Genomic DNA, 26,490 nt, shown 5'->3' with positions numbered 1-26,490 from the left:
TCCACCAGAGCGATCCCCTTGGAACCGCGCCTTACATATCGGCCCATCTTTTCATTCCACAAATCGTACTCCGCACAGGCGGTGGCGTCCGGTCGCTGGGCGTAGATCATCAGCTGCTCATGGAACGGGTACTTGTAAAGGCGGGAAGCAGTGGTGAGAAACCCTGCCCATTCCTGCCAGCTCCCCGTGAGCTGTGTTGCCACCTTGTCCGCCATCTGTGCATATAGTTCAGCTTTGTTTGGCATGGTGTTCTGTCCTCCTTTCGGTTTTTGGGTAAAAGAAAAGCAGGAAACCTAAGATTTCCTGCTGGGTGAAACTGTGAATATTACATTTTAGTTATTTAATATCTCTGCAATCGTGTTTGGTGCATATTTATTGAGTTCATGTCCTGCATTTGGAACGATGTGCAAAGTAGCTTGTGGTAGCAATTCTTTTAGCTGCTTAGAAGCCTTCAGATTGGCAGTATCCTTTTTGCCACACAAAATTGTCACTGGACAAAGAATATTGTTTAATTGCACAGTAAAATCCAATGACCGCATAGAGTGAGCCAATTTTATGGTGCTGCTTTTTGATAGTCCCATACTTTCAAAAGCCTTGTTTGGCATACAACGGAAGATAAGATTTTGAAAATCTATCAGTAAACTTGGAACTTTATATTGTGCGCCAATCAAAACCAGCGAAGCCACTTTTTCCTCATGCCGAATAGCAAAATCAATCGCAAGAAGCGCACCTAACGAAAGACCACAGATACGAAGCGGCTCTTTTACTTCTGAATACCGCTGTTCTAAATCGCCCAAAATCTTCAAATATGATATTTCATCTTCTGTTGAAGAAAAAAGTTCTGGACAATCGACATCGGAAATTGATAGTTGTTGGACTACTTCTTTCCAGTCCTGTGCAGTTTGTCCCAACCCATGTAAAAGAACCGTTTTCATTCAACACCTCCTAAGTTCAAGATATTCATCAACGCACAAACAAACTGGAAGTTGTTTATTTCTTCTTTTTCGGTTTTGGGGCTGGCAGTTCATCATACATTGCATGAAACAAGCCTGTCAAAAATTCCTTATTATCAACTTCATCTACCAACAACATCTCTTTTGCTCCCTCATAAGGTAATTCATACGGAGCTGTCGGCATATAACTAATTGCTGATTTTACTGGTTTAACAAGTAATCTATCATCATAGATACCGCCTACAATCTTGCCACGATAATAAATAATAAATTCTCCCATCATAGCTCGATAAGTAATTTCTTCTAACTCAGATAGCTGCCCTAAAATAAACTCTAAGTATTCCTTGCTTGATGCCATATATCCACCTCAAATTCCTATTTGTTGTTTATGCTTACATTATAGTTCATTCATCCCTCCAAGTATAGTGGGATTTTGTAAAGAATTGAGAGAAACCGTCTTTCCATCGAACAGTTTCTCTCACTATATCATCCTGACACGATCAATTTACTGGTCAAAATCCGGGTACAGCTCCAGCTGGGCAAAGTCCTCATCGGTCATCGCACAGAGCTTCGTAAGGGCGCTGTCGGTCAGCTCCCTCAGTTCCGTTTCCTCCGGTGATAGTTCGCCGCGCATTTCACGCAGGCTGTCGATCAATCCGGTGCGGCTGCCGGTATTGTAAATGCACATCAGGTTCATTTCTTCAAAAGTAAAGTTTCCCATATCAAATCTCCCTTTCCGCACTCTTTTTGGGTGCTGTCTTTTTGTGTTCTGCTTTGGGCTGGCTTTTCAGCTGATCCACAACGGATTTTTTCTTTTCCCGTTCCTCCCGATGGGTGGCGGCTGCCAGATCCATCAGGGAAATAGGCTGACCGCTTCGGGCCTGCTGTTCCAGCTCTGCTACCGTAGGCTCTTTTGTGCCATTGTTGATGATACCGTCGATCATGCCGTAATCGTCCTCCACGGTCATCTCCGCATTTTTCAGAGGATTTTGCGGCAAGAATCCAGGGATCTGGGTAAAACCAACGCTGTCACAGTAATGACAGGATACCTTACCGTCCTGCCTGATCGCAACGATGTCGCTGACGCTCATAGAAGGATGGTGGTAGTCTGCCGGATGATTGTTGTTGAACTGATTATAAAGCTGTTCAACAGCATCCTGCGGAGAATTGCAGGGTTCCAACGGCGCAGTATAGACCAGATCATAGTTTTCACGCTTTACTTCCTGCCCGATGGATCGGAGCCAGTCCATCCCTTCATAGCGAATGTCACGCAATTCATCGGTATGCTTTACCTGATAGATGGCAAAGCAATCTCTGTTCTGGGAGAGAAATGCCTGTTCTCGTTCCTGCTGATGTTCCTGACGCTCCATGATCTTTTCGTGGAACTGAGGGCTTTTCTCCCATTCCTCACGATCCACACCGAAAAGACCGCCATGATCCATGATTTCCTGCGGGTCAAACACCATGCTCTCCGTATTGTCCTCATGCAGCACATAGACGGTCAAACCGGCGGCATCCAGTTCCAGCGCCCGTTCTCTGGTAACAGGGAGCATCCCGTCATAAGAGTAGCCATATTCCTGCATATCCGGTGTGGAGACCTGCTCATCGGGCATGGGGTATTCATCCAGTGCCTGCTCCTGTGCTTCCGGCAGCTGGGAAGAAGTAGCCATCTGACTGGCCTCTGCCTGCATCTGCTGATAGGCAGCTTCCTGCAAGGTCTCAATGATGGACAACGGTGCGTATTTTACCGAGTCTTTGCCCAAATCGTTGTCATCACAAATCTGGAGAACTGCCTTCATGCGGGAAAGCTCCGGCATATCCAGCTGACCGCCATCCATCTCTTTCATGGACGCAGCATCGTAAAGGGTGTAGTCCCATCCGCTGTCACAGGGCTGGATATGAAGATAGGTGGCATCGTCGATCAGAAACAAAGCCTCCTGCTGATTGGCGTCCGCCCCCAGCACCTCCATTTCTGGCATGGCCGCAGCCAGTTCCTTTACCGCTTTCTGTACCAGCGGATTGTCACGGTAATAGTCGATTGCCTGGATGGTATCCAGGTCAATGGTCTGCCCGGTCAAAATCGGAAAAGGTCCTTCATAGTCGCTTCCATCTTTCAGCTCAAAGCCAATGCCCTTGATCCCGTTCATTCGCTCTGCCGGAATCTCCTGATAAATGCGAATTGCTTCCTCCAAAGACAGGTTATCGTGGTATTCTCCGAGGTTTGGAAACTCCATACACTCTGCTGCATAATAACAAATGGTTTCTTCCTTACTTACCGCTTCTCCGGCAGGGGTAAGGTCATACTCCTGAATTTCTTCCGGTGAGAGTTTTTCCAGGTATTCCACATAACCAAATGCCTGTACCTTTCCATCCTCGTAGTTTTCCAGTGTTGATGTGAAATGTACCTTGCAGCCCTCTTGGAAGGGATAAACACCCGCATCAGCCGCCGCCTTTGTGATGTAATATCGAAAGGTTTCGGACTCTTTTTGTATTTCCGAGGTGGCAGTGGTCATTTCTTCTTTGGGGTGCAAATCAATCCCACGCTCTTTGCAGATTTCCTTATAGTGGCGCTCAATGTCAGAGATCAAAGTGCCGGAGGTCTTATTGATGGTCTCCAAACTGGCTCTCAGTTCTTTCAGTTCCTTGCCCTGACTCCAGCTGGCAATATAGCCGAAGCTGTTTTCTCCGGTCTCGATGCCAAAATACTTGCAGACTGCATAGGAGATGCTTTCAGCCTCCACTTCCTCCGTGTGGCGGTCTTTCCTCTGTTCTTGCAAAAACTGGGCGAGGGTAGAAAAGCCGCCAACAAAATTCAGCCCTTCTTCCTCGGTCAACCGAAGATACCCTTCTTTTGAAAGGTCTAAGGGTTCTGCCAGAATCACAGAGCCTGCATGATTTACACCAACTCGGTCCTCCACATAAATCGGATCGCCGGGGTCATAGTCAGAACCGCGCAGGTCGTAGCAGTAAACGCCCTCCGGCAGAGTATCACGGGCAATCCGCCCATTGGAAAACAGACCGGGTTTATCAAACAGCTCAATCTCCTGATACTTCTCGTCATTGGCAATCTGAATCTTTTTCTGATTGTGGAGCTTGCTATGGGCAATCTCGTGGACTGTGGCCGAAACCGTCTGCACCTCACTCATGCCCTGACGAATGGCGATTTTCTGATGATCGGCAGAAAAATAGCCGTCCGTATCGGCGGCCATTGCTTCAAAAGTGATCGGCACCGGCGCACTGCGGCGCAGAGCCTCTATGAATGCCTCATAATTGGGCACATTTCCTGAAAGGGAGGAAGCAAGCTCCGGCAAAGGTTTCCCGTCAGTCTGGCTCACATCAAAGACCTTGACAGGGCGGAACATGGGGATTTCGATTTCTTTTTCCTCTGTAACGATCTTTCCGTCTTTATCCAAAATCGGAGCCTTGGTATCCGGGTCCAGTTTCTGCTCCTCGATTTTCTTCTTGTACGGTGTGGGGGCGATGATGGTAATGCCATGCTCGCCCTTTTTTACATGACGCTCAAACTGGTCTTTCCACTTATTGTATCCGGCTACCAAAGTGGCGTCCGGCTTCTGCATATAGATGAGCATGGTATTGTTTACCGAATAGCGGTGGAAGCGGGACATGACGGACAGATAGCGCATATACTTTTCACTCTCGAACAGTTCCTTGATGCCCTGCTCGATGCCGTCTGTGATTTCCCTTAGCCGCTCTCGGTTGGTGGGTTTGTTCTCAGCCATGATTTTCAATCTCCTTTCCAAGTGTGTGATTTCTGCTGTGTGTTCTGCAATCCATGCCTTTTGTTCTTCTTCACTTTCATAAAGAAAAAGGTCCAGCAGGTACTCTACATAGGTTTTCTTCTGGATCGCTTCCACAAAGCGGGGGTGCGGTTCTTCCTCCGGTGTCCTGGGAGAATTGTCGGCCTCCCATTTTTTCAGCAGATAGTAGTAATCGGACAGTACGCGATAACACCGCTGCCGGTCCTCACGAAACTGCTGTGCCTCGGTTTTCTGCCGGACATACTTCCTGCGGGGAGGGGCCTGACTGTCATAGATCAGGCCAAAGTCCTGCGCCAGTTTCTCCGCCGCTTCTTTTGGGGAGAGGTCAAAGAGCTTTGCGGTAAAGTCGATCACATCCCCATCTGCACCGCAGCCAAAGCAGTGGAACCGCTGGTCTACCTTCATGCTGGGGTTCTTATCATCGTGAAAAGGACAGCAGGCCATACCATTTCGTTTGACCTCGATCCCATAAAACGCTGCCGCTTCTCTGGTGCTGACCGACTGCTTGACTGCTTCAAATACATTCTCTGCCATGTGCCTTTAACTGCTGGACTTTCTCACAGGGGGCTGGTATCCGGCAGCTTTCGCACGCTCACTGGCAGCTTTGCGGCGTTCTGCGCTGTATGGCTCCCTGACTGATACACACCGCTTGGGGACGGTAAAGTTATGGGCGTCCTTTCGGGTGATCTGGTCGGGGTGCTTTTTTGCCAGCAGTTCCAGCTTCTCCATCAGACGGGGATCGTGGGTGTAGACCTCAGCCATTGGTTCTGCCTGGTTATAGAGGAGAATGGTTTCCCGTTCCACTAAAGAGAGCTTCATCGGCTGCCTCCTTTCCGCTGGTCAAACTCCAGCTTGAAGTTGGCGTACTGTCCATCATCCTCCAAAACCACAGTGGCATCGTAGGTCTTGCCGATTTTCTCCGAATATAGTCCCGTCACACGGACACGGCCATCTTTCAGCAGCGCAGACACCACAGCCTTGGTCGGCTGTTTTTTCTTGGCAGCCCACCATTTGTTATTTTTCCAGATTGCAAATTTGCAAGAATCATTCTGACAGAAGAAGCCTTTTTGCAGTTCTGCAACTTCACCGCCGCAGCGAGGGCATTTGCCTACCACCTCACGGGGCGGAGTGAACAGGTACTCGGTTCCCTTGATGACCTGATAAGTCCCTACCAGGTCTTTCAGCATGGCGCTGATCCCGTCCAAAAACTCCTCCGGGGCAAGCTGCCCGCGCTCAATCTCGCCCAGGCGGTACTCCCACTCAGCAGTCAAAAGCGGCGATTGCAGCTGTTCCGGCAGGACCGTGATAAGGGAAACTGCATCGTGGGAAGGGAGAAGCTGCACCGTTTTCCTGCTCTTTTTTCGTTCCAGAAAACCGGCAGATACCAGCTTTTCCAAAATACCGGCACGGGTGGCCGGTGTCCCCAGACCTTTTCGCTCGGCATCCTCTGGCATATCCTCTTTTCCGGCAGTCTCCATCGCGGACAATAGGGTGTCCTCTGTGAGGATTTGTCAAGGTAGGATGTGGATTATTTCTTTTTGCTGGTACATTCATTCATAATCAGCGTATTCACGCTGTCCGTAAAAGTCCGCTTGGTATTCTGCGGAAAATGCACTCTTACCCGATAAGTGGTATTACCTATCTTTTTCTTGAAATGCTCTGTATTCACTTTCTTGCTTTCTTCCATGTTCTTCTCCCTTCACGCAAAAAGGACAGCTACAAACCATTGCTTGTAAACTGCCCTCTCGCTGTTATAATGACTGTTCATTTTTCTTCCTGCTGTGTATCTGACTGCGTTGATTTTGCTCGGCTTCTCGGGTCATGGCAAGCATTTTATGGTTATGCTCAATAACCTCTGTTGACGCAAGCTCCGTAACCACTCTTGCATAGTCGGGATTGCTCTCCTGCAATTGTTCTTCCAGTTTTGCCTTTTCCGCTGTCCATTTCTTCGGTGTAATCTTCTCATCAGAGGAAAGCATTTTCTTTAATTTTGCACGATAACTGTCGTATTCTCTAAGCTCCGTTTCATGCTCCTTATCATATTTACGCTTGGCAAATCCTTTCAGCGAATTACTCGTCTTATGATACACGATATAAGGCTCATAATCACTGTATGCCACAAGCAACTGCTCCAGTCTTGCTATCTGCTCCGCAAGCTGTTGTCTCTCCGCTGACAGCTTCTCATAGGCTGGCTCTCGCTGTGTCTTAAACTCCTGCAACTGCTCAAAGCTCTCAATCTGATTTGCCACAACAAAACGCTCCATTCTCTCCTGCTCCTGCAATGACTGTCTTTGAGAAATCTTCCTCAAATATTTGCTCTTGATTACTGGCAATTCCAGTCTGCCCTTTTTGCCGACAACTGCTCTAATCATATCAAGGACTTCATTTGCAGTATTGCGTACTGCTTCAACTGGCTTGGAATTAACAAGCTTCTGCAACTGTTCCTCTGCTTTTGCCACAAGCATTTTTGCAGTAAGAATAGCCTTATTCTGCTCCATTATCCTGCGGTTGACATTCCCTCTCTCTGTCTGTATTCCTGCCCTTTCCAGCGCACTGGCTTTCTCTCCCAAATGTATCTGTGGTATGGTATCAAGCCCCTGCTCTGCAAATGACCTATGCTCCCAAAAATTCTCCCTTAATCCGTTTTTATCATTGACCGCATTTATGGTGTCAGCTAAATCCTTGCGCCACTTCCTGGCATTCTCCCTGCTGTTCCATCCAGTCACATCCTGCGTGGTGCATTTATATTGCCCATTCTTTTTTCTTATCTTGTTTCCGTCTGCGTCCAGTGCATAAATCTTCTTCTGCTTATCTCCCCATGAACCATCTTCCAAAATAGGACGCATGGTAAGCATAATATGGCAGTGAAGATTACGCTGGTGCGTATTCGGATTTTCAGAGTCATGGATGGCAAACTGCGCACACATTCCGTCATCCACAAAGTTCCTTTTCACATAATCCCTCATTACCTCTATGGCAAGCTCATAACTCCACTCATTCGGCAGATTGATTTTATATGACCTCGCCAGCTGTGCTTTGGCAGATTTACTCTCCCTCATTTCAACGGAGTTCCATAGCACCGATGGGTCTGAATATTCTGCTGGTGCATTGACCGGAAGCATGACCTCATTATGCACCAAATCCTCGGTATACTTCGGGTAATAGGTTGTTCCGTCATATTCAGAGTACATGGTAGTACGGCTGATATATGCAGATTTGTCAACTGCGGATGAACCACCTCTGCACTTTGCACCTCTTCCGATAATGGCAACTCGGGTACTTAGGTTTTTAACTGCCATAGCCACACCTCACTCTCCTGCATAGGCTGTGGCAGACCGATACTGTGGATTGTGCGGTATCGGCTGACTTTGTGGGCAGTGCAGCTCCGCTCTTTGGAGCTTCACTGAACGCAAAGTATGCAAATGGGTAGGTGCGCCCTCTGCACCGAAGGGAAAACGCAGTGTTCCCTTTTGACTGCCCTCGGCAGGCAACAGCTGTCTGCAAGACCCCTCGGAGAGCGCACATACCATTGCAGATGGTATATCTGTGCGCAACGAGAAAATCTCGTTGACTGGTCTTAGGCATTTTCGCTCTTGCCAGTACCTTCATCCCCTGCCACCTCACTTTCAGCTTTTACAACTGCATTCTCACGCTTTTCAGCACTTTCCTTTTTCACGATTTCAATAATGCGCTGGCACTGCTCCGACTTCATCCCCGAAGCAATAATTCTGTTCAGCTCCTGCTCGTCAAACTGGTAGCACTCTGGAAAGTATTTATGAACAATACCACCCATCATGTACTTGTGCTGATTTTCCTCTTTGCGCTTCTGCTGACTTGCCTTTCTCTTAGCTTCTGCAAGCCTTGCCTTTGCCTGCTCCACAATCTTCTCTGCCTTTAATACCTCTGCTGTTTTTTCATTGTTCTGTAACATAATTTCAATCTCCTTTTTCTTGATTTTTTGTAACAAAAAAGGTGGTCATGGTTTTATAATTTCCATGCCACCTTTAGGTGTTCGATATTAAATTAGTTCTTTGCCATAATAAATCTCATCTATTCGACAAATTGGAATTTGTCAATACCTATTACCATAAAGATATTTATTTGAAATTCTCTTTTGTGTTTCCAAATATTTTGTAACGTTTTCATCATAATCAGGATAATTATAACCAAGTGAATCTGCCACTTTTTTAGATATTTTTTTGAACAAACATAGACACAAATCAAACGATTTCCACATTTCTTCATACGAACTCATTGAATATGTATTTAGTAAGTTATCCCACAATTCTTTTGAAATATGCTTATCTAAAAATTTATAGTTTTTACCCAAACTGAAATTAAATCCTTTTTCAGTACCGACATACCAACTAATCATCCTAAGAAGCTCATGACGTAATACTTCATTCATATGGTCTATTGCAAATAGTATTTCACCACGAAGTAAGCCCTTGGATACATATGTTGCAACATTCCAAAATTCGTTACAACAGTCATCAAACTTTCTTTCTGTTGGACACTTAATGTAATAATCTTCATCTGTGGGAACTATTTCTGTTTTAATCATATTATCTTTATCTAACATGATTTTTACAAGTTTATCGCGAGTAAGATACTCCTCAAGCATTGAAACAGGTAACAAAGTTAAATCAATCTTTACACCATCATCAAAAAGCATTATATAAGAAAATCCTTTTTCTTCTGGAGGAAATAATTCCATATCTTCAGGTTTTTGCATCATAATTCTGTTACCAAAAACACTAAGCCAGTCATCGCTTTTCAAAAATTCTCCCATATCTATAACAAAAAAAGTAATATCATAATCTTGAAGATTGTCTTTTGGTATATTAACATTAGTGCGAGACCCCTCAAGAGTTACAATTCTAATTCTCTCATCTTGAAAAGCAAAATTCAAAACTAAATCGTATATTTCTTTTTCAGTCCTCATTTCATTCACCTCAATAAAATTATATCACAAAAAAAGATTGATTCTAACTGTTCTTATAATTTGATAACCGCATCAAGGCAGAGCGTAAGTGCATATTCGTATGCATTACCGCCCCAGTTTCTTTCGTCGTATTTGTCAACATCTGCAAGACTGTCTGCGGTATAAAGTATCATACCCCAGGTTGCCCCTCTGAAATCAGCACAGGCCGCCAGAGCAGAACATTCCATTTCTACAACTGCACAGCCTTCACTTTTGCGATAAGCCACCTTTTCTTTGGTTTCACGGAAAAATCCATCCGTTGACCAGGTTATAACCTCCTGATATTTCATACTATGCTCAAGAATGGTTTCTTCAATTGCTTTTCTTGCCTTCTCGCTGATTTCCACAAATCGAGAAGGGGGCGCATAGTGATAAGATGTTCCCTCATCACGCAGAGCCTTGTTTGGTACGAGGAATGTACTTTCGGGGAACTTTTCCAGAGCACCGCAACTACCTGCCGAGATTACCTCTCTTACACCATAACCAATCAGCCAATCAAGTATCTGTGTGGCTGCTGCCGCACCAACGGGTGCTTGACAAAGCACAATGTCCTCACCCTTGTATTTGGTGATGTAAATGGGATAATGCTTCGTTGCACTCTCAAAAGTGGATACCTGTTTGGTATCACTTTTACTGGCATATTCATCTATGTAAGCACCAAGAAATGCGAACACACATTTCTTGGGTAAGTTCAAACCAAGATTTTCATGAGTGGGATTAAGAACTGCTGTCTGCTCTGTATCAAACTCCAAAATCGGTATTTCGTTTTTAATAATAGCCATACTATCTCTCCGTCAAATTCAAGTTTGTCTAATTGTTTCCATCTGTTATTCTAGACGCCAAATGTGTCAAATATGTTTCAAACAAATCCAAATTGACACGCTCTTTCAACAAGGAAATTATATCATTGAACACACATTTTTTCAACTATTTACCTCTGCATATTATACTGCTTCATCTGTGTTCTTTTTAGTTCTCTGTATTTATCATCGAGCTTTCTCGGCTTACGATAATTCACGCATGATTTCGGCATGGAATAGGTCTTATCAATATCTGTTTCGCCTACCAGCTTATAAACCTCTGGGAACGCAATAACTAATGCGTCAAGTTTCCTCATAACTGCCTTATCTCGGGTATAAACAACTGCTCTCTGCTCCCCTGCATTGAAATTGATAACTGTCTCCTGCTCATACTTTGATAAACTGCCCATTAAATCACTCCTTTCTCTCAGGTTTGTATTTTTGACGACTCTAGACTCGTACTTTTGACGGGCAAATAATAAAGCCTGCCGTAGGCAGGCGGATAGGATGGGATAGGATAAGATTGAGATGGTATATCTCTTTTTTATCTTTTTATTTTATTCTTTTCTTTGGTTCTTTCTTTTCTGCTTTTCTTTTTCTCTTTTTTCTCTAGGAAGAGGAAGAGAAGGAAGGGGAAGGGAAGGTTGCACTGACAAGACCACAAAAAAGACATCCACTACAAACATGTTCCACTGTCCGTTTTGAATGCCTTTTTATTCTGATTTCGCTCGTTAATTATCGGAGCAAAATCAATCCATATTATTCACTTGATAATTTCCTCGTCTGCCATTTTCACAATCGCAAATTCACGATAATTATTGCCCTACTGCCTTTGCTTTCTCCGCTTCTATTTCTGCCCACGCTTTCCTCGCTTCTTCTCTTTTTCGTGCCATATATTTGCGGTTACTTGCTCGCTTTTTCTCCAGTTTTTCCTGCCTTTTAGCTTCTGCCAGCTTCTCTTCTTCCGTCAGCTCCACAACCACTTCAGGAACTACAAATCTACCGATATAATTCAAATAAATATCTACATCCTGCGTTCTGTTTGCACCACTTCCAACTGCCTTATAAACCATGATTTTATCAACAAATTCATTCAATATGGCTGGTGTCAGTTCCTCGAATGTCGTATGCTTTTTTACAAGTTCCATGAACACATCCACATCCGTTTTCTTAGCACTCATGCCCTCTAATTCAGCATTATCTCTGTCAATATCCTCTTCCAACGCTTCAAGCTCCGACTCATAATCACTTAGCATGGCATTGAAGCGTTTATCGTTCAATTTACCGCTGATATTATCCTCATACAGCTTCTTTATCAGACGATTGACTTCATTCACTCGTTTCTGCTTTTTGGCAAGCCTTTTCTCCAGTCTGACAGATAATTCTCCCTGCTGTTCTTCAGAGATACTGCATACCGTTTCCCTAAACTCTGCTTCATTTTCCACCGCATAATCACAAGTTCTTTTTATGGTTTCCAACACAAGCGTTTCCAACGCCTTTGTGGTAATGGAATGACTGCAACACAATTTTTCATAACGCTGTCTACCTCTTATATTGTTGGAGCAATCGTACCTATCTTCGGGTGCATGATATATCATCTCCCCTGCCTTAAAATAATTTTTTTTCCATATTCCCTGCGCATTTCTGTGATGATACATTTTTGCTCCACAATCTGCACAAAACACTTTACCGGTAAGAGGATTATTCTCCTCAAATACACCTTTTCTTCTTGGAGTATCTAACAGCTTCTGCACTGTTTCCCATGTATGCTTGTCGATAATCGGTTCTTGGGTATCTTCAAAGATAATCCATTCGGATGAGTCTACTTTAGTAGGTCGCTTATCCTTGTACGACTCCTTTTTTGTTCTAAAATTAACAGTACATCCAGTGTATTCCATTCTTGTTAATATGGTCTTAACAGTGCCACCTCTCCACATATACGGATGTTCCATATCAAATGACTTTATATTAACTCCCCTGCCACGAATACCCAAATAATATTCGGGTCTTTCCACCTTATCCTCTGCCAGTTCCCTTGCAATCTGATAGGGTCCTTTCCCATTCAGACACATATTAAATATCCTACGAACAACCTCGGCAGCTTCTTCATCAATTACCCATTTATCGGGGTTTTCTGCACTCTTTTTATATCCATAGCAACAGCGGTTGGTTGTATGTGCTTTCCCACTCATACCTCTTGCCTTTAATACCGTTGTTATCTTCCGACTGGTATCACGCACATACCACTCGTTCATAATGTTCAAGAATGGGGCAAATTCTGCACTCTCCCTGCGCTCGCTGTCAACACCATTGGAAATCGCTATAAAATGCACTCCCTTTTCCCGAAACATGACTTCTGTGTAAAATCCTACTTGCAAATAATCTCTACCGATACGGCTCATGTCCTTGACAATGACTGTTCCCACCTTGCCAGCTTCAATATCCGCAAGCATTCTCTTCCAGTCGGGTCTGTCAAAGTTTGTACCAGTCCATCCATCATCCGTGTAATGCTCGATATTCTCATACCCATGCTGTTCTGCATACTGTGTCAACATCCGCTTCTGATTGACGATACTGTTTGACTCTCCCTGCACCTCATCATCCTTTGAGAGTCGCTCGTATAAAGCTGTGATTTTAAATCTCTTATCCTTGATTTTCATTGCTATCCTGCTCCTTTGCATTTTGAATATTTCCACTGCCTACTCTCAAAGTGTATTACATCCGTAAAGTGTTGGGGCGGACTGCTTTTGCCTTCTTTGACGATTGCCTCAGAAACCGAAAGGGTCTGTCCCTCGGTCAGCTCCGGCAGGGCTTTCTCTGTATCCTCTTTTTTCGGCTCTGCATCCTTCATTTTGGCACGATAGGCGTTCTCCAGTGCTTTCCATCCGGGGTGCTTTACCGTTTTCCCTTTGGCGGTAAACTCCCCGCCGGCACAATCGGCAGTTACAACCGTTTCCGAATAGATGTGTGGCTGGGCTACGGCGCACAGCAGACGCAGGGCTACCAGCTCCAGCACCGCTTTTTCTCCCGCAGGAAGGGCAGAAAGGTCTGCATCCTTGAGATTTCTGGTAGGGATTACTGCGTGGTGGTCGGTTACTTTCTTATCGTTGATGACCGTCTGCGAATCACAGGTAATGGCGATCCCTTTGCGAAACGGCATGGCGTTAGCAACCAGATTGACCAGCACCGGTAGGCTGTCTGCCATATCGCCGGTCAGATAGCGGCTGTCGGTACGGGGATAGGTGCAGAGCTTCTTTTCATACAGGCTTTGCAGATAGTCCAGGGTCTGCTGGGCTGTAAATCCAAGCAGGCGGTTGGCATCTCTTTGCAGAGTAGTCAGGTCATAGAGGGCAGGTGGCTTTTCGGACTTTTCCTTGCACTCCACCTTTTTGATTGTGACAGCTGCACCCTGACAGGCTTCTTTCAGCTGCTCGGCAGCGGTCTTATCCGCCATGCGCTCCCCGGATACGGTAAGACTGGCCAGCTCCAGCGCCACGGTATAAAAGGGAACCGGCTTAAAGGTGTCGATCTCAGCTTCTCGCTGGACAATGAGTGCCAGCGTTGGGGACATAACGCGCCCGATGTTGAGTATGCGGTGATACAGCACGGAAAAAAGCCTTGTGGCATTGATCCCCACCAGCCAGTCGGCCTTGGCACGGCAGAGGGCAGCATCCCGAAGTCCGTCATAGTCCGCACCGGGGCGCAGGTTTGCAAAGCCCTCCCTTATGGCGGAGTCCTCCATCGAAGAAATCCAGAGCCTTTTCATCGGCTTTGGGCAGCCTGCCAGCTCATAGACGCTGCGGAAGATCAGTTCGCCCTCGCGTCCGGCATCGCAGGCATTTACCACCTCCGTCACATCCGGGGCATTCATCAGCTTTTTGAGAATATCAAACTGCTTTTTCTTATCCTTTCCCACCACCATCTGCCAATGCTCCGGCAGGATAGGCAGGTCATCATATCGCCACTTGGCGTACTTAGGGTCATAACTGTCTGCATCCGCAAGACCAGCCAGATGGCCCACGCACCAGCTGACACGCCAGCCGTTGCCCTCCAGATAGCCGTCCTTGCGGACAGTCGCGCCGATCACGGCGGCCAGACTTTGGGCAACGGACGGCTTTTCAGCGATTACCAGTTTATATCCCATCATCTTCATCCTCCCATTCTTCCCGCACAGTCGTGTGCAGTTTTTTCTCAATGCTGTTTTCCTCATCCAGCAGCAGGTCATAGCCGAACCGGTAGTCATAGCGGTACAGTTTCCCCAGCAGGTCATTGATGATGATGCGGCAAGCCAAAATGACACGGGTTTTATCCACCTGCATCAGCTGGTAGCGTTGATAATTGCTGTAATATTCTTCATGGCGGTGGGTATTGCGGACGGTATCTTCAAGCAAAATATCTACTGCGTCCTGACAACCATCTTCTTTTTCCCCTTCCATGCAGTTCAGAAGTTCCATTACCATAGGAAAGCTCTGTTCATCCATAGGAGCTTCTGCTGCAAGAAAACCGATCAGGGCAGATAGGAGCAGACGGGCTGCTGTCTGTTCCTGATCCGTCAAAACAGCCATCGTTTTCTCCGCATTTGGCAGGATCTTTTCTTCCACAAAATCCGCCGCGTCTCCTGAATAAAGCTGACGGATGGAATCTACGGACAAGGGAACCGTTGCGGCATCCAGAGAGAAATCAAAGGAATCTTCCTGTTTCGGTTTTCTCCGGAGTTTGTTTAACATGGTAGAAAGAATGTCGCCGCCAAAATACACAGCAATTACCAGCAGGTCAAAAACAGCAATCAGCTTGATAAATATAATCAGAACACTCATTTTTTTCGTTTCCTTTCTTTAAGCCAGCGTTCCATCTCACGGTGGCAAACGCCTACGCAGGGACTTCCATAATTCCCGCAGCCATAACAGGGGTGGCTTTGGGGTAAAGAGGGAGGACGGGAAGTTTCCTTCCCGCCCTCCGGTCTGCGTGTCATCATGCGTTCATAGGGACTGTCTGTGAAACGGGTCATTTCACGCTGTCCTCGTCATCTTCTTCTGCGCTGCCCCCGTCAGCGTCCGGCTCGCCCGACTCCTCATCTTCGGTTTCCCATTCCTCGGAATCTTCCTCGCCATAATCATAATCGTCCAGACTGTCATTGCCCTTGGTCTTAGGCTTGTTCTTAATGAGCTTCAAGTAGGCAAATACGCCACCGCCGCCCAGCAGAGCCAGCAGAAGGATCAGCGCAGCCGGGTTCAGTCCGGCAGGCTTCTCTTTTTCCGGTTCCGTCGTTTCTGTCGGGGGGTCCGGTGCTTTTCCCGTACATTTACTCTTATCAGTTACACAGACCGGACAGGCCGTATTGACTGCCCCTGCTTCACATTTCTTCGTGCAGCTGCACACCGCAGGCGGCTCCTCTTTGGCTTTGCCATCTTCCATTAGTGCCATCAGGTCCGCTTCATCCACCTGGTTCAGAAAGTGAACAGCGGTCTTTTTATCCTCGTTGGCCCTGTCGATCAGGATATAAAAGTAGTTGCCCGCCTTGGTGGTAACGGTAATGAGCTGTTTGTTACCACCAAAATCATCCACCAGCGCGGCATTGCCATCTGGGGTCAGCGGCGGTGCTTTTTCCGTTTCTTCCACCACCACATTGCTGTCATTGGTGGTATCCTCTGCCGGTGCCGCCGGAGCCTGTTCTGCCCCCTGTGCGAAAGCAGGGATCGTAAAACCAAATGCCACAACCATTGTCAGACAAAGGGCGGAAAGTGTTTTGCAAATTCTTTTATTCTTCATAAGCGGTAGCCTCCTGATTATTTGATTCCGGCAGTGCTGTATCTCTGCCGTGGTTCATTCCACCGGAAAGCATAGCGTTCAGCTGTGCTGGAGTCATGCGTAACGCACGAACCATCTGAACGATTTCCAGATTCTCTGCCTCCGTTTTCTGTGTTTCCAGGGTCTTGAGCTTTTCCTGATATTCCGCAATCTTCTCACGGGTTTTCTCAATTTCCTGATCGATACGTTCAATTTTGTTCTTTGCCATCGTCTATCACTCCTTCTAAGAATCTCTGTTACCAGTTCATCAGGCCGTAGCCCTTGATACTCTGATAATTCAGGTCATAACTCTTGATCTTGCAGGCATCGCCGGAATTTCCCTCCACAGTATAAACACGGCTGCCATCGGTGCCGACAACGATTCCCACATGGTCAGCAGTACCGTCCAGATCCCAATCGAAGAAAATGGCATCACCGGGAGCAATATTCTCATACCCCCGTGCGCCCCACTGTCCATGAGACTGGAACCACGGAACGCCCTGCCACTCACAGCCTGCAAAACGCGGCTCACTTTTTCCTGCCTGGTTATAGCACCAGGATACAAAGCAGGCACACCATTCCACACGGCTGTCAAAACCGTACCAGCTCCAGTAAGGATAGCCGCCTACATTGCCCACCTGACTTTTCGCCAGTTCCACCAGCTGCGGATTGCCAGGGCGAGTGCCATTGATGAACTGCACACCGGACAGATCTTCCGAGCCGCTGGTATCAGGGGAACCGCCGCCAAACAACAGCGGCTTATTGCCCATGGTCTGTCGGTAGACCTGGTACATCTCCATCTGCTCCGGGGTCAGCAACTCCGACGCCACAGCCGAAATGGGCTTGCTGGTGAGTTTTACATTCAGAATGTAATACTCATAGGGAACTTCTTCTGAGGTGGTCTCGCCGGTCTCCGGGTCGGTGGAAGTCTCCGTGCGGTAACGGATCTCCACTTCCTCGGTAAGCGTCAGCTGATACTGTGCTGCAAACACACGCGCCAGCTCTGCCTGGGCGCTTTGCCTGGTGTAGCCCTGCAAGACAGCAGAGAGAAAGGCCGCCAGCTCATGGGGGTCATGGCCGATCATGCCAAGGTCATAACGATACTCGTCATACCCTGGGTGGCTGCTTTCGATGTTGTCGATTTCCTCCTGCAACTGGGCTTCTCTGGCTGCATAATCCGCCTCCACCGCCAGCATTTCCGGGTCATCCGACGGATAGGTGGTGCCGGAGAGAACGGAACCAATGCTCTGCGCCATCATGGAACAAGAGGACATGGTATTCATCAGCATACAGGCGATGAGGAATAAAACCCCTGCGATCAGGAAGCCCTTTTTGTGGCGCATGACGAATGCCCCTGCCTGCTGTGCCTTTTCTTTTACCGTCCTTGCGGCCTTTCCTGTTTTGGACGCAGCCTGGGCGGTATTTCCGGCAGTCTGACCGGTGCGCTTGGCGGCGGCATACTGCTTTTTGATGGCCTGCTTTTGCTGCCAACGGGAAAGAGGATTGCTGGAAAACTGGGGATTTTCCTGCAAAGATTTCTGGTACAGGACATTTACATTTGCCTTTTCCAGTTGACGCTCTGCCTGGGCTGCTTTGCGGTACGGCTTCAGCTTGTGGCTGCGGTAGCCCTCCCGCACCAGATAAGCGCCGGTCTCCACCGCCTCCTCGGACTTGTGGGCGCTTTCCACGCCCACATTGTCCTGTTCTGTTTCCCGGATTTCTTTGTGGAGCTTGCCCGCGACCAGATGGACGGGTGCTTCCTTCACTCTCTGAGAAAGTTTGGAGGGTGGCTTTTTCTTGTCCTCAAAGGTCAGCTTCGAGGTCTTTTTTCCGGTATCCGGGTCAATAACTGTCTGCCTGACCTTTTTCTTTGGAATATTGGCCTGCGCCTTATCTGCTCTGGCCGCAGCTTTCTCCGCTTTGCGGATCGGCTTTTCCAGCGCAGGGTCAGCCCGTTCCTCATCGGTAAAGCGCAGGCGCGGCTCTTTATTCAAACCATTCTCCCAGCATGAGGGAGGACATCATGTAGTGCAGCTCTGCATAAATGGCCATCCCCACAGGATCGTTGAACATACAGCCGGACAGGTAGGCATAAAACTGTGCCACCACATCAGACAGGATCTTTGCTTCGGTTCCTTCCAGAACCAGACCGCCCATGCCTTCCTTGGCACGGATGGCGCTCCAGACTTCTGCCAGACGGAGAAGCCCCACCTGACCGGTCTCATTCAGTTCAGCTGCCTGATCTGCCGCCGTGCGGCACTCACTTACCGCATCAGCCATGACCGTAAGCAGCTGGCTGCGCTGGGCATTTACCGCCCTGTCAAAAAACATCAGCGGGTTTTGATTCAAAATGTTGGGGTTCATCATCATTCATCCTCCTTCTTTTTCAGTTCCTGGGGTTTGGTGGTCATAATGCGGTAAAGCTCGGTATTCTTCGGGAAGTGATCCACGAAAGGCAGGATCGTGGAGCCATAGAACAGCAGACCCTCGCCCTCACCGGAGTGGGTCACATAGCTCAGCTGGTGCGTGGAGATGCCCAGCTGCTTGGCGAGAATCTGTCGGTCTCCGCCTGCCTGGTTGAGCATATACACGAAGTCGGAGTTTTCAAAGATGTTCTCCACCTCACGGCTGGAAAGCAGGTCTTTGACATTCTGGGTGATACCTGTGGGAATGCCGCCCCACTTACGGAATCGCTTCCAGATTTCCACCGTATAAGCGGCGGTCTGTTCCTCTTTCAGAAGCAGGTGCATCTCGTCGATGTAGTAGCGGGTGGACTTGTGAGCGGCACGGTTGATGGTAACGCGGTTCCACACCTGATCCTGGACCACCAGCATACCGATTTTCTTGAGCTGCTTGCCCAGTTCCTTGATGTCATAGCAGACAATGCGGTTATTGATGTCCACATTGCTCTGGTGGTTGAACACATTGAGGGAGCCGGTTACATAGATTTCAAGGGCCGTGGCGATATACTGGGCTTCCTTTTCTTCCTGTGAACGGAGCAGGTTATATAGATCCTCCAGAATCGGCATATTCTCCGGGCGTGGGTCGTTGAGGTAGGTCTGATAGACCAGACGCACACAACGGTCGATGATGGTTTTCTGCACCGGCTGCAATCCGTCCTTACCGCCCACGATCAGCTCACACAAGCTGAGGATAAAGTCAGACTTGAGGGACAGCGGGCTTTCATCATCCGAGTAGTCCAGGTTCAGGTCCATCGGATTGATGTAGTTGGTTGAGGTAGGCGAGATCTTGATGACCTGCCCATGCAGACGCTCAACAAGAGGTGCGTACTCAGCTTCCGGGTCACAGATGATAACATCATCATTGGTAAGCAAAAAGCAGTTGGCGATTTCTCGTTTTGCGCTAAAGGACTTGCCACTTCCAGGTGTCCCAAGTATCAAGCCGTTGGGGTTTTTCAGCAACTTTCGGTCCACCATGATGAGGTTGTTGGACAGAGCGTTGATGCCGTAGTACAGGGCTTCTTTGCCGTTCTGAAACAGTTCCTGTGTGGTGAACGGTACAAAGATAGCCGTAGAACTGGTGGTCAGCCCTCGCTGGATCTCGATCTGATTGAGTCCCAGAGGCAGACAGCTCATCAGCCCTTCTTCCTGCTGAAAGTCCAGTCTGGTCAGCTGACAGTTATACTTCTGGGCAATAGAGCCTGCCTGAAAGATGTTGTTGCCAAGCTGACGGGGATTGTCCGCTGTGTTCAGCACCAAAAAGGAGACAAGGAACATTCTCTCGTTTCGGCTCTGCAAATCCTGCAACAGCTTTTTCGCTTCACTGCCGTAGGTGGCAAGGTCAGAGGGAATGATGTCCATGTCGTATCCTGCGCGAACTGCTTTTTTCTGTTCCTCGATCTTACTGCGGTCCAGGTCGGTAATCTTGCGCTTTACCGTCTTAATGGCTTTCACCTGATCCACCGACTGAATGTGAATACTCACAATGAGCGAGCTTTCCATATCCAGAAAATCAGCCAGCAGACGGTCATTCAGCTCTGGGGCTAAAATCTGCAAAAAAGAAACAGTCCCGTATTTCTTGCCCATACGGAACTGCTTGCCGGTGCGGAACTCAAAGGAGCTTGGTGCAATAAAATCTTTCGTAGACAAACCGGAAGGAGCCAGCCAGTCCCATTCAAACTGAAATGGGAGCTGTTCGTCCATGTGGAATACCGCATGAAGCTGGGAAAGCCTTTCCTTACCGTCCAGTGTTCTGGCGGCTACGCCAAGACGCTTGAAGTTATTGAGTATATCGGTCTCAATACGCTCCAGACGGGGCTTGGCAACTTTGATGCTGTCAGCGTCGATACCAAAGGTCAGGTATTTGGTCTTGATGAGACCGTTGTTGCCTCTGGCCAGCTGATTTTGCAGCATCGTGGTGTATTCCTCACGGATACTGTCAAAGGCATCCCCCTGGGGTGGGATGGAAATAGAGTTGGCAAAGGTCTCCTCCGATGCCGCAAGGTTCAGAAAAGACAACTGGAAGTGAATCGAGCTGTCGAAATAATTGAGGAAATCACACCAGCCCTCAAAGATCGCGGTCTTATCTTCATTTTGGGAGAGCTGATAGTTGATGTCCTGAAACTGAATGATCTTTGTGTAGTGGCTGTCCGATACGCGGCAGATCCCATCCGGCCACATCCGTTCATAGGGGATACTGTCCTGTGCCGATTTTCCTTTTTTGTCCGTGCGGTTGGCGCGGGCAATGGCCGCTTCGATCTGCTTTTTATCGGCGCGGGACAGCTTTTTCTTTGTCTTTACCGGCTGCACAGTTTTTTCCTCGGTTTTGCCGAACAGACGATACAGCCAGTTTTTGATTGCGGTGAACAATGTCATACACCTCCTTATCGAGCATTTCCTGCCGCTTTAATACGGCATAAAAGTTATTGGTCTGGTAGGGACGCTGCTTGGGACGGATCACAGCCACTTTTAGAATGTTGCCGACGATCTTTTCCAGGGGCTGTCCATGCTTTTCATACATTGCCAGCAGGAAGAAGGGCATCATGACCAGCATCATACACATGGCGGCCATGCTGTTTCCCGCAGGCTCACGGAGCAAAAAGAACAGCGGCACGCCTACAAGCGCCCCGGCGGTAAAGCAGACCAGCTGCCTTCGGGTCAGATTGAACATGACCTTGGTTTTGACTTTGGTTAAATCTTTGGGTACGGGTACATAAGCCAATGTGGAAACCTCCTTCCGTTTTAATGCGCCTGAAAGACTGATTTTGCAAGGCTGCCGGTTTTGAACAGCGTAAAGCACAGCAGTACGGTGTAACCCACGCAGCTCCAGATCGCCATGATGATGTCATCTTCCAAAGCGATGTTCTGCACCAGCACAGCATAAATTGCCACGCAGACGATGATGAGAAACGCCTGAAAGCCCAGCGCCAGCAGGGAACGGAGGTAGTTCTGTCCCATACCGCCCCATTCCTTGCCCATCATGGCAGCCATTGGAACGGGAGCCACCGAAGTCACAAGGTAAATCTCGATCATACGGCCATAAATGACGATAAAGATACAGATATACAGCGCCCACATGGTAATGCCGATAAAGAGGGATTGGAACCAAAGCCCGAACAGCGGCCCCAGATCCATTTCCATCAGCCTTGGTTCCAGATCGGTCATAACTGAGGAAATGTCAATGGACGCATCCGAACCGATGATCCCTGCCGCCTGTGCCACCACGCTCTGCGCCATATCAAAGACGCCCATCACGATATTCCATGTGTTTGTGACAATGAGGATGGCAGCGGCTGACTTGAACACCCACTTAAAAATCATCCAGGTGTCCACATCATGCAGGTTGTTCTTGTCTGCGATCATCTGGATCAGGTCTACGGTCATCACGATAGCCAGGATCACGCCTGCAATCGGCACCATGATGGAGTTGGACAGATTCTCAATCATACTGAAAATACTGCCATTCCATCCCTGTGGGGTCTGTCCTACCTGTACAGATATATCTGCGACCTGTTGGTTTACGCTGTCAAACATCCCCGAAAGGTTGCTCATAATACCGCCCACCAGCATTTCTTTCAGCCAATTTGTCAGGGCTTCAAGTAAGAAATCCATACGGTGTCAACCTCCTTTCCGCCGCTCCCGCAAAGCAGCGGGAGCGGCAAGGATTTCATGCAGGGACGCTTAGACAGAGAAAAGCCCGGAGAGCAGAGGTACAAGGACCATGCCGACTACGGCTACACCAGCGCCGGCCATAAGCTGCTTCATGCCCTGGCTCTTTACTGATGTGCGATAAAGAAGTAATAGAAGTGTAAAAAATTTTGCCGTTCCTATCCGGCACTTGCGCATTGTGTCGGATAGGTCGGGCGGTTATTCGGGCAAGTCCACCTTGCCAACAAAAGAATAATAAATCTCAATGTCCTGTCTGCGGGTCTTGTTCTCGTCATAGCTGCACTCATGCACAACGATTTTCTCTACAAACTCCCGCAGCAGAGTAGGGGTAAGTTCTTCAAAGCTGGTATGCCGCCGGACAACATTCATAAACTTTTCTGCGTTCACGGTGGCTTCCTGTGCTTTGGAAAGCTCCGCTTGAATAGCAGCGGCTCTTTCTTTCAGCTCCCGTTGCTCTGCTTCATAGTCTGCCGACAGCTCTGTGAAACGCTCGTCTGATATGCGCCCGGTCACGCTGTCCTCATACAGCCGCTTGAAGATAGCGGATAACTCGGCTATGCGTTTCTCGGAGGCTTCCAGTTCCTTTTTCTTGGCGGCGTTCCTGCGTTTGCCCCCGTCCTCGTTCTGCTCAATCAAGAGTTTCATAAACCGGGCTTCATGCTTTGCCGCATAGCTGGTCACTTTCCGCAGATTGGAGAGTACACCAGCGGTCAAGAGGTCGGTGCGGATAAAGTGCGCCGTACAGTCATGGGTGCGTTTCTTGTAGTTGCCGCAGATATAACAGTCCTGCTTGCGCTTGTCCGTCTGGTATCGCTGCTGATACATCACGCTGCCGCAGTCCGCACAGAACAGTATGCCGGAGAACAAACCCACTTCATCATAGCGGTTTGGGCGTTTGCGCTGTTTGCGAAGCTCCTGCACCCGTTCCCATGTTTGGGTGTCTATGATAGGCTCGTGGTGGTTCTCGAAAATCACTTGCTTTTCCGGGGGATTTTCTACACTGTGCTTGACTTTGTAAGAAAGTTTTTCTGTCTTGAAATTTACCAGACAGCCTGTGTATTCCCGGTTTTCAAGGATATGCACTACGGTATTGGTCGCCCACTTGCACTCATAGCCGGGGTGGTAGCGGCGGGTGCTGCCCGTCCTGCGGTATTCAAGCGTTCCCGGCGTGGGGATTTGCTGCTCTGTGAGCATACGGGCTATCTTGGTCGGACCATTCCCGGCAAGACAGAGGTTGTATATCTGCTTGACTACGGGTGCAGCTTCCTCGTCAATAATGAAATTTTCATCCTCGTCCATGAGGTAGCCATACACAGGCTTGCTTGTGATGGGCTTGCCATTCATGCCTTTTGAGCGTTTTACTGCTTTGATTTTCTTGCTCGTATCTCTCACCAGCCATTCGTTAAAGATATTCCGCAGCGGGGCAAAGTCATTGTCGCCCTGTGCGCTGTCCACTCCGTCATTGATAGCGATGAAGCGGACACCTTTCTGTGGGAAAATCATTTCCGTGTACATTCCCACTTGCAGGTAGTTTCGCCCTAACCTCGACATATCCTTTACGATAACTGTCCCGACTTTTCCGGCTTCAATGTCCGCAAGCATGGCTTGAAAACCGGGTCTTTGAAAGTTCGCACCAGAATAACCGTCGTCCGTGTACCAGCGCAGATTGGAAAAGCCGTTCTGCTTTGCATAGGTTTCAAGGATACGCTTCTGATTGGAAATGGAATTGCTTTCGCCTTGCAGCTCGTCCTCATGGGATAGTCTTGGGTAAAGGGCGGTAATTGGTTGTTGGTTGGTCTGTCTTAACATAAAATCCTCCGTTTCCGACAGCCAGCCCCACTATTCCGTACCTTGATTGTACCACATGGGGCGGCTGTCTGTATAGCGGCAAAAGCGTCAAATCTGCTTCTTTATGGTCGGTCAAATCGCCGTTTTTTGTGTAGCAGCTTCCGCTTCCAGCACTTTCATCATCTTGTCGGCTGCGGTGTCGGTTGCGCCCTGCTTGAAGAAGCCGGAAACGGTAAGGACGGAGTTGCCCATGCGGATTTCCGTCACACAGTCCGGGCGGCGGTCTGTTTTGGTGGTGCTTGTCTGTTTCGTTTCTGTCATAGGCTCTCCTTTCGCTGCTTCATCAGTTGCTTTAAGCGTTCCAGCTTTTCCTGTGCGGTTTCCTTTCGGAAGTTGCTGCCCGTGAAGCGGACGGGGGCGCACATGGAAGTCAGCCTGTCATAGATACGGGCGTGGGGCGTGTCCTGCGGGTGCTGCAATTCCTCCAGCGTGAGGTTGGTCGTGGCGATCAGCGGCTTGCCGCTTCGGTAACGGCTGTCAATCACGCTGTAAACCTGTTCCAGCCCGTATTCTGTTCCTCGCTCCATACCGAAATCATCAAGTATCAGCAGAGGGTAGCTGCAAAGGCGGGAAATATATTCGTTCCTGCCCTCAAAGCTGGCGGCAAGGTCACCCAGTATCGTTGCAAAGTTTGTCATGCAGACGGCAACCTCTTTTTCCATAAGGGCGTTGGCGATACAGGCGGCAAGGTAGCTTTTTCCCGTCCCCACGCCGCCCCAAAACAGGTAGCCGATATTTTCAGCCTGCATGGTTTCCCAGCTCTCCACATAAAAGCGGGCGGTTTCGGTCTGCGGGTTTCTGCCGTTGTCATGCTCAAATGTCCAGTTCCGCATAGCAGGGTCGGTAAAGCCCCGGCGTTTCAAGTCCTCCACTTTTTCAAGGTGCTTCTGTCGGCTTTCGGCGGCTTGCTGCTTTTCACGGGCTGCCCGCTGGCAGTCGCACTCTGCCGGGTGGCGGTCACGCCCGAAACAAGTCTTTCCCTCTGCAAAATAGGCTTCTTTGGGCGTATGGCACTTACCGCAGTATAAAAGCCCGTCCTCGCCTGTGTAGTCCTCCGCTTCGGCGGTAGTGGCTGTAATGTCCGTAATCATAGCTTCAATTCCGTTTTTCATAAGCTCTCGCCCTCCTTGCATGAATAATCGGGTATGCCCTGTTTCGGGGCAGCCTTGCCTTTGGCAGCGTCCTCCTGCGCCCACTTGTAAATGGTGGCTGCATGGCTGTGGTACTGTTTCCCGGTGGAAGCGATATGGCAGGAAAGCCGGTCAATATAATACTCCCACTTGTCGGGCAACTCTGTTTTTAGCCCGGAAAGCTCTGTATCGGTCAGTATCACATTGTTGTATCTGCCATAAGCGGCGGGGGCGGGGTGTCCCGTTTCTCCCTCTCTCTCTTTTTCTATCTCTATCTCTTTCTCTAACTCTATCTCTATCTCTATCTCTGGTGGACGAATGTCGGACAAATGTCCGCCTTTTGTCCGGGGCGGTAAAAGTGCCTTGTTTTCCAGTCTTGCAGCCCGTTTCCGCTCGGCTTCGGTAGAGGACTGTCCTATCATCAGCTCAATGTCGGTCATATAGAAAGCCCCGCTGTCAAGCTGCTCCACAAGCCCCAACTGCCGGAAAATCTCTAAAGCCCTCTCAACCGTCCCTATCTGGTGGCGGGTCAGTGTCGCTATCATCTGCGCTGTGTAGGGGATATGCTCGTCAAGCTGCAATTTCCCGCCGTTTTTCAGCGATTTTAAGTACAGCTTCAAGAGGATATTGGAGTATAAAATCCCGTCTTTCATATCTTCCAGCAGCACAATGGAGTCGCTGTCAAAAAAGTTCTCTTTCAGCTTGAGGTAGTAATACTTGCGGTTATCTGCCATTGTCCCTGTCCTCCTTTTTCCGGCGTTTGGAGTAGTAGTGGGGGCAGAGTATGATAACCGCCCGGAAGCTCTGCTTGCAGCTATGGGTACAGCCCCGGCAGAGGTCATTGTATGTGATACGATCGCAGGTGGAATTCCCGACTTTCACTTGCCGCAGGAAAAAAGACCATTCCAGCCGCCGTTTCTTGCTCATTCTTGGCATGGGTGCGCTCCTTTCTGCCGTTTCCGCTGGTGTGGCGGTATCGGCGGTAATTCTGTATCATCTCGGTATCATTTTCGGGTTTTTTCTGCCCTATAAGCCCGTTAAAAAATCCTTTGGTATTTGCGGATAGGGTACGGGGCAGCCC

The 26,490-nt window shown here is 48.4% G+C and carries 27 protein-coding genes and 2 pseudogenes; all 29 read right to left on the bottom strand.

Features of this window, described 5'->3' with window-relative positions:
* Positions 1 to 332: 332 nt before the first annotated feature.
* The gene (locus NE664_09980) at positions 333 to 935 is read right to left on the bottom strand and encodes an alpha/beta hydrolase (GenBank protein ID MCQ4726971.1); all 603 of its coding nucleotides are present in this window, start codon (positions 933 to 935) and stop codon (positions 333 to 335) included.
* 55 nt (positions 936 to 990) lie between these two features.
* On the bottom strand, positions 991 to 1,311 hold the full coding sequence (locus NE664_09975) for a TfoX/Sxy family protein (protein MCQ4726970.1): 321 nt from the start codon (positions 1,309 to 1,311) through the stop codon (positions 991 to 993).
* A gap of 147 nt (positions 1,312 to 1,458) precedes the next feature.
* Positions 1,459 to 1,674 (bottom strand): transposon-transfer assisting family protein, encoded by a 216-nt coding sequence (locus tag NE664_09970; protein ID MCQ4726969.1) that lies wholly within the window; start codon positions 1,672 to 1,674, stop codon positions 1,459 to 1,461.
* Between the two features lies 1 nt (position 1,675).
* The gene (locus NE664_09965; protein ID MCQ4726968.1) at positions 1,676 to 5,266 is read right to left on the bottom strand and encodes a YodL domain-containing protein; all 3,591 of its coding nucleotides are present in this window, start codon (positions 5,264 to 5,266) and stop codon (positions 1,676 to 1,678) included.
* Between the two features lie 6 nt (positions 5,267 to 5,272).
* Entirely contained in the window at positions 5,273 to 5,551 is a 279-nt protein-coding gene (locus tag NE664_09960) for an immunoglobulin (protein ID MCQ4726967.1), read from the bottom strand.
* Positions 5,548 to 6,234: pseudogene (locus tag NE664_09955) on the bottom strand (DNA topoisomerase). Before NE664_09955 ends, NE664_09960 begins: the two are co-directional and overlap by 4 nt.
* A 26-nt stretch (positions 6,235 to 6,260) precedes the next feature.
* Positions 6,261 to 6,419: a transposon-encoded TnpW family protein gene (locus NE664_09950; protein MCQ4726966.1), complete on the bottom strand. Its 159-nt coding sequence runs from the start codon at positions 6,417 to 6,419 to the stop codon at positions 6,261 to 6,263.
* A 64-nt stretch (positions 6,420 to 6,483) separates the two neighbouring features.
* A complete protein-coding gene (locus NE664_09945) occupies positions 6,484 to 8,031 on the bottom strand; it encodes a MobA/MobL family protein (GenBank protein ID MCQ4726965.1) in 1,548 nt (515 codons plus the stop codon).
* Between the two features lie 278 nt (positions 8,032 to 8,309).
* On the bottom strand, positions 8,310 to 8,663 hold the full coding sequence (locus NE664_09940) for a hypothetical protein (protein MCQ4726964.1): 354 nt from the start codon (positions 8,661 to 8,663) through the stop codon (positions 8,310 to 8,312).
* A gap of 141 nt (positions 8,664 to 8,804) precedes the next feature.
* The gene (ant(6), locus tag NE664_09935) at positions 8,805 to 9,677 is read right to left on the bottom strand and encodes an aminoglycoside 6-adenylyltransferase (protein ID MCQ4726963.1); all 873 of its coding nucleotides are present in this window, start codon (positions 9,675 to 9,677) and stop codon (positions 8,805 to 8,807) included.
* A gap of 53 nt (positions 9,678 to 9,730) precedes the next feature.
* The gene (locus NE664_09930) at positions 9,731 to 10,498 is read right to left on the bottom strand and encodes a nucleoside phosphorylase (GenBank protein ID MCQ4726962.1); all 768 of its coding nucleotides are present in this window, start codon (positions 10,496 to 10,498) and stop codon (positions 9,731 to 9,733) included.
* Between the two features lie 149 nt (positions 10,499 to 10,647).
* The gene (locus NE664_09925) at positions 10,648 to 10,926 is read right to left on the bottom strand and encodes a hypothetical protein (GenBank protein MCQ4726961.1); all 279 of its coding nucleotides are present in this window, start codon (positions 10,924 to 10,926) and stop codon (positions 10,648 to 10,650) included.
* A 405-nt stretch (positions 10,927 to 11,331) separates the two neighbouring features.
* A complete protein-coding gene (locus tag NE664_09920) occupies positions 11,332 to 13,176 on the bottom strand; it encodes a recombinase family protein (GenBank protein ID MCQ4726960.1) in 1,845 nt (614 codons plus the stop codon).
* A gap of 59 nt (positions 13,177 to 13,235) precedes the next feature.
* A pseudogene (locus NE664_09915) lies at positions 13,236 to 14,663 on the bottom strand (DNA topoisomerase).
* Entirely contained in the window at positions 14,650 to 15,333 is a 684-nt protein-coding gene (locus tag NE664_09910; GenBank protein MCQ4726959.1) for a conjugal transfer protein TraG, read from the bottom strand. Before NE664_09910 ends, NE664_09915 begins: the two are co-directional and overlap by 14 nt.
* The gene (locus NE664_09905) at positions 15,330 to 15,524 is read right to left on the bottom strand and encodes a hypothetical protein (protein ID MCQ4726958.1); all 195 of its coding nucleotides are present in this window, start codon (positions 15,522 to 15,524) and stop codon (positions 15,330 to 15,332) included. The genes NE664_09910 and NE664_09905 overlap by 4 nt, the downstream gene beginning before the upstream one ends.
* Positions 15,521 to 16,285, bottom strand: coding sequence for a DUF4366 domain-containing protein (locus tag NE664_09900; protein ID MCQ4726957.1), 765 nt, complete (start codon positions 16,283 to 16,285; stop codon positions 15,521 to 15,523). The genes NE664_09905 and NE664_09900 overlap by 4 nt, the downstream gene beginning before the upstream one ends.
* On the bottom strand, positions 16,275 to 16,532 hold the full coding sequence (locus NE664_09895) for a DUF4315 family protein (GenBank protein ID MCQ4726956.1): 258 nt from the start codon (positions 16,530 to 16,532) through the stop codon (positions 16,275 to 16,277). The genes NE664_09900 and NE664_09895 overlap by 11 nt, the downstream gene beginning before the upstream one ends.
* A gap of 28 nt (positions 16,533 to 16,560) precedes the next feature.
* Positions 16,561 to 18,297 carry a CHAP domain-containing protein gene (locus NE664_09890; protein ID MCQ4726955.1) on the bottom strand — a complete coding sequence of 579 codons (1,737 nt, stop codon included), beginning with the start codon at positions 18,295 to 18,297 and terminating at the stop codon, positions 16,561 to 16,563.
* The gene (locus NE664_09885) at positions 18,290 to 18,673 is read right to left on the bottom strand and encodes a DUF3851 domain-containing protein (protein MCQ4726954.1); all 384 of its coding nucleotides are present in this window, start codon (positions 18,671 to 18,673) and stop codon (positions 18,290 to 18,292) included. The genes NE664_09890 and NE664_09885 overlap by 8 nt, the downstream gene beginning before the upstream one ends.
* Positions 18,670 to 21,072, bottom strand: coding sequence for an ATP-binding protein (locus NE664_09880; protein ID MCQ4726953.1), 2,403 nt, complete (start codon positions 21,070 to 21,072; stop codon positions 18,670 to 18,672). Before NE664_09880 ends, NE664_09885 begins: the two co-directional genes overlap by 4 nt.
* Positions 21,029 to 21,484 carry a PrgI family protein gene (locus tag NE664_09875; GenBank protein ID MCQ4726952.1) on the bottom strand — a complete coding sequence of 152 codons (456 nt, stop codon included), beginning with the start codon at positions 21,482 to 21,484 and terminating at the stop codon, positions 21,029 to 21,031. The genes NE664_09880 and NE664_09875 overlap by 44 nt, the downstream gene beginning before the upstream one ends.
* A gap of 20 nt (positions 21,485 to 21,504) precedes the next feature.
* Entirely contained in the window at positions 21,505 to 22,374 is an 870-nt protein-coding gene (locus NE664_09870) for a CD0415/CD1112 family protein (protein MCQ4726951.1), read from the bottom strand.
* 69 nt (positions 22,375 to 22,443) lie between these two features.
* A complete protein-coding gene (locus NE664_09865) occupies positions 22,444 to 22,608 on the bottom strand; it encodes a Maff2 family protein (GenBank protein MCQ4726950.1) in 165 nt (54 codons plus the stop codon).
* 21 nt (positions 22,609 to 22,629) lie between these two features.
* Positions 22,630 to 24,240 carry a recombinase family protein gene (locus tag NE664_09860; GenBank protein MCQ4726949.1) on the bottom strand — a complete coding sequence of 537 codons (1,611 nt, stop codon included), beginning with the start codon at positions 24,238 to 24,240 and terminating at the stop codon, positions 22,630 to 22,632.
* A gap of 111 nt (positions 24,241 to 24,351) precedes the next feature.
* Entirely contained in the window at positions 24,352 to 24,540 is a 189-nt protein-coding gene (locus NE664_09855; GenBank protein ID MCQ4726948.1) for a transposon-encoded TnpW family protein, read from the bottom strand.
* The gene (locus tag NE664_09850) at positions 24,537 to 25,391 is read right to left on the bottom strand and encodes an ATP-binding protein (GenBank protein MCQ4726947.1); all 855 of its coding nucleotides are present in this window, start codon (positions 25,389 to 25,391) and stop codon (positions 24,537 to 24,539) included. Before NE664_09850 ends, NE664_09855 begins: the two co-directional genes overlap by 4 nt.
* Entirely contained in the window at positions 25,388 to 26,143 is a 756-nt protein-coding gene (locus tag NE664_09845; protein MCQ4726946.1) for a phage replisome organizer N-terminal domain-containing protein, read from the bottom strand. The genes NE664_09850 and NE664_09845 overlap by 4 nt, the downstream gene beginning before the upstream one ends.
* The gene (locus tag NE664_09840) at positions 26,133 to 26,345 is read right to left on the bottom strand and encodes a hypothetical protein (GenBank protein MCQ4726945.1); all 213 of its coding nucleotides are present in this window, start codon (positions 26,343 to 26,345) and stop codon (positions 26,133 to 26,135) included. The genes NE664_09845 and NE664_09840 overlap by 11 nt, the downstream gene beginning before the upstream one ends.
* Positions 26,346 to 26,490 lie beyond the last annotated feature (145 nt).

Source organism: Anaerotignum faecicola, from assembly GCA_024460105.1.
Classification (GTDB): Bacteria; Bacillota; Clostridia; order Lachnospirales; family Anaerotignaceae; genus JANFXS01.
Note: the sequence above shows the minus strand (reverse complement) of the source record. Positions and strands in the feature narration are given on the sequence as shown.

Excerpts from the sequence above, each read along its gene's own strand:
- NE664_09885 (MCQ4726954.1), bottom strand. The coding sequence starts at position 18,673 with ATGATGATGAACCCCAACATTTTGAATCAAAACCCGCTGATGTTTTTT.
- NE664_09970 (MCQ4726969.1), bottom strand. The coding sequence starts at position 1,674 with ATGGGAAACTTTACTTTTGAAGAAATGAACCTGATGTGCATTTACAAT.
- NE664_09945 (MCQ4726965.1), bottom strand. The coding sequence starts at position 8,031 with ATGGCAGTTAAAAACCTAAGTACCCGAGTTGCCATTATCGGAAGAGGT.
- NE664_09920 (MCQ4726960.1), bottom strand. The coding sequence starts at position 13,176 with ATGAAAATCAAGGATAAGAGATTTAAAATCACAGCTTTATACGAGCGA.
- NE664_09910 (MCQ4726959.1), bottom strand. The coding sequence starts at position 15,333 with ATGAGTGTTCTGATTATATTTATCAAGCTGATTGCTGTTTTTGACCTG.
- NE664_09850 (MCQ4726947.1), bottom strand. The coding sequence starts at position 25,391 with ATGAAAAACGGAATTGAAGCTATGATTACGGACATTACAGCCACTACC.
- NE664_09930 (MCQ4726962.1), bottom strand. The coding sequence starts at position 10,498 with ATGGCTATTATTAAAAACGAAATACCGATTTTGGAGTTTGATACAGAG.
- NE664_09950 (MCQ4726966.1), bottom strand. The coding sequence starts at position 6,419 with ATGGAAGAAAGCAAGAAAGTGAATACAGAGCATTTCAAGAAAAAGATA.
- NE664_09900 (MCQ4726957.1), bottom strand. The coding sequence starts at position 16,285 with ATGAAGAATAAAAGAATTTGCAAAACACTTTCCGCCCTTTGTCTGACA.
- NE664_09925 (MCQ4726961.1), bottom strand. The coding sequence starts at position 10,926 with ATGGGCAGTTTATCAAAGTATGAGCAGGAGACAGTTATCAATTTCAAT.
- NE664_09895 (MCQ4726956.1), bottom strand. The coding sequence starts at position 16,532 with ATGGCAAAGAACAAAATTGAACGTATCGATCAGGAAATTGAGAAAACC.
- NE664_09960 (MCQ4726967.1), bottom strand. The coding sequence starts at position 5,551 with ATGAAGCTCTCTTTAGTGGAACGGGAAACCATTCTCCTCTATAACCAG.
- NE664_09870 (MCQ4726951.1), bottom strand. The coding sequence starts at position 22,374 with ATGGATTTCTTACTTGAAGCCCTGACAAATTGGCTGAAAGAAATGCTG.
- NE664_09860 (MCQ4726949.1), bottom strand. The coding sequence starts at position 24,240 with ATGTTAAGACAGACCAACCAACAACCAATTACCGCCCTTTACCCAAGA.
- NE664_09905 (MCQ4726958.1), bottom strand. The coding sequence starts at position 15,524 with ATGACCCGTTTCACAGACAGTCCCTATGAACGCATGATGACACGCAGA.
- NE664_09865 (MCQ4726950.1), bottom strand. The coding sequence starts at position 22,608 with ATGCGCAAGTGCCGGATAGGAACGGCAAAATTTTTTACACTTCTATTA.
- NE664_09845 (MCQ4726946.1), bottom strand. The coding sequence starts at position 26,143 with ATGGCAGATAACCGCAAGTATTACTACCTCAAGCTGAAAGAGAACTTT.
- NE664_09980 (MCQ4726971.1), bottom strand. The coding sequence starts at position 935 with ATGAAAACGGTTCTTTTACATGGGTTGGGACAAACTGCACAGGACTGG.
- NE664_09940 (MCQ4726964.1), bottom strand. The coding sequence starts at position 8,663 with ATGTTACAGAACAATGAAAAAACAGCAGAGGTATTAAAGGCAGAGAAG.
- NE664_09975 (MCQ4726970.1), bottom strand. The coding sequence starts at position 1,311 with ATGGCATCAAGCAAGGAATACTTAGAGTTTATTTTAGGGCAGCTATCT.
- NE664_09855 (MCQ4726948.1), bottom strand. The coding sequence starts at position 24,540 with ATGACAGAAACGAAACAGACAAGCACCACCAAAACAGACCGCCGCCCG.
- NE664_09840 (MCQ4726945.1), bottom strand. The coding sequence starts at position 26,345 with ATGCCAAGAATGAGCAAGAAACGGCGGCTGGAATGGTCTTTTTTCCTG.
- NE664_09965 (MCQ4726968.1), bottom strand. The coding sequence starts at position 5,266 with ATGGCAGAGAATGTATTTGAAGCAGTCAAGCAGTCGGTCAGCACCAGA.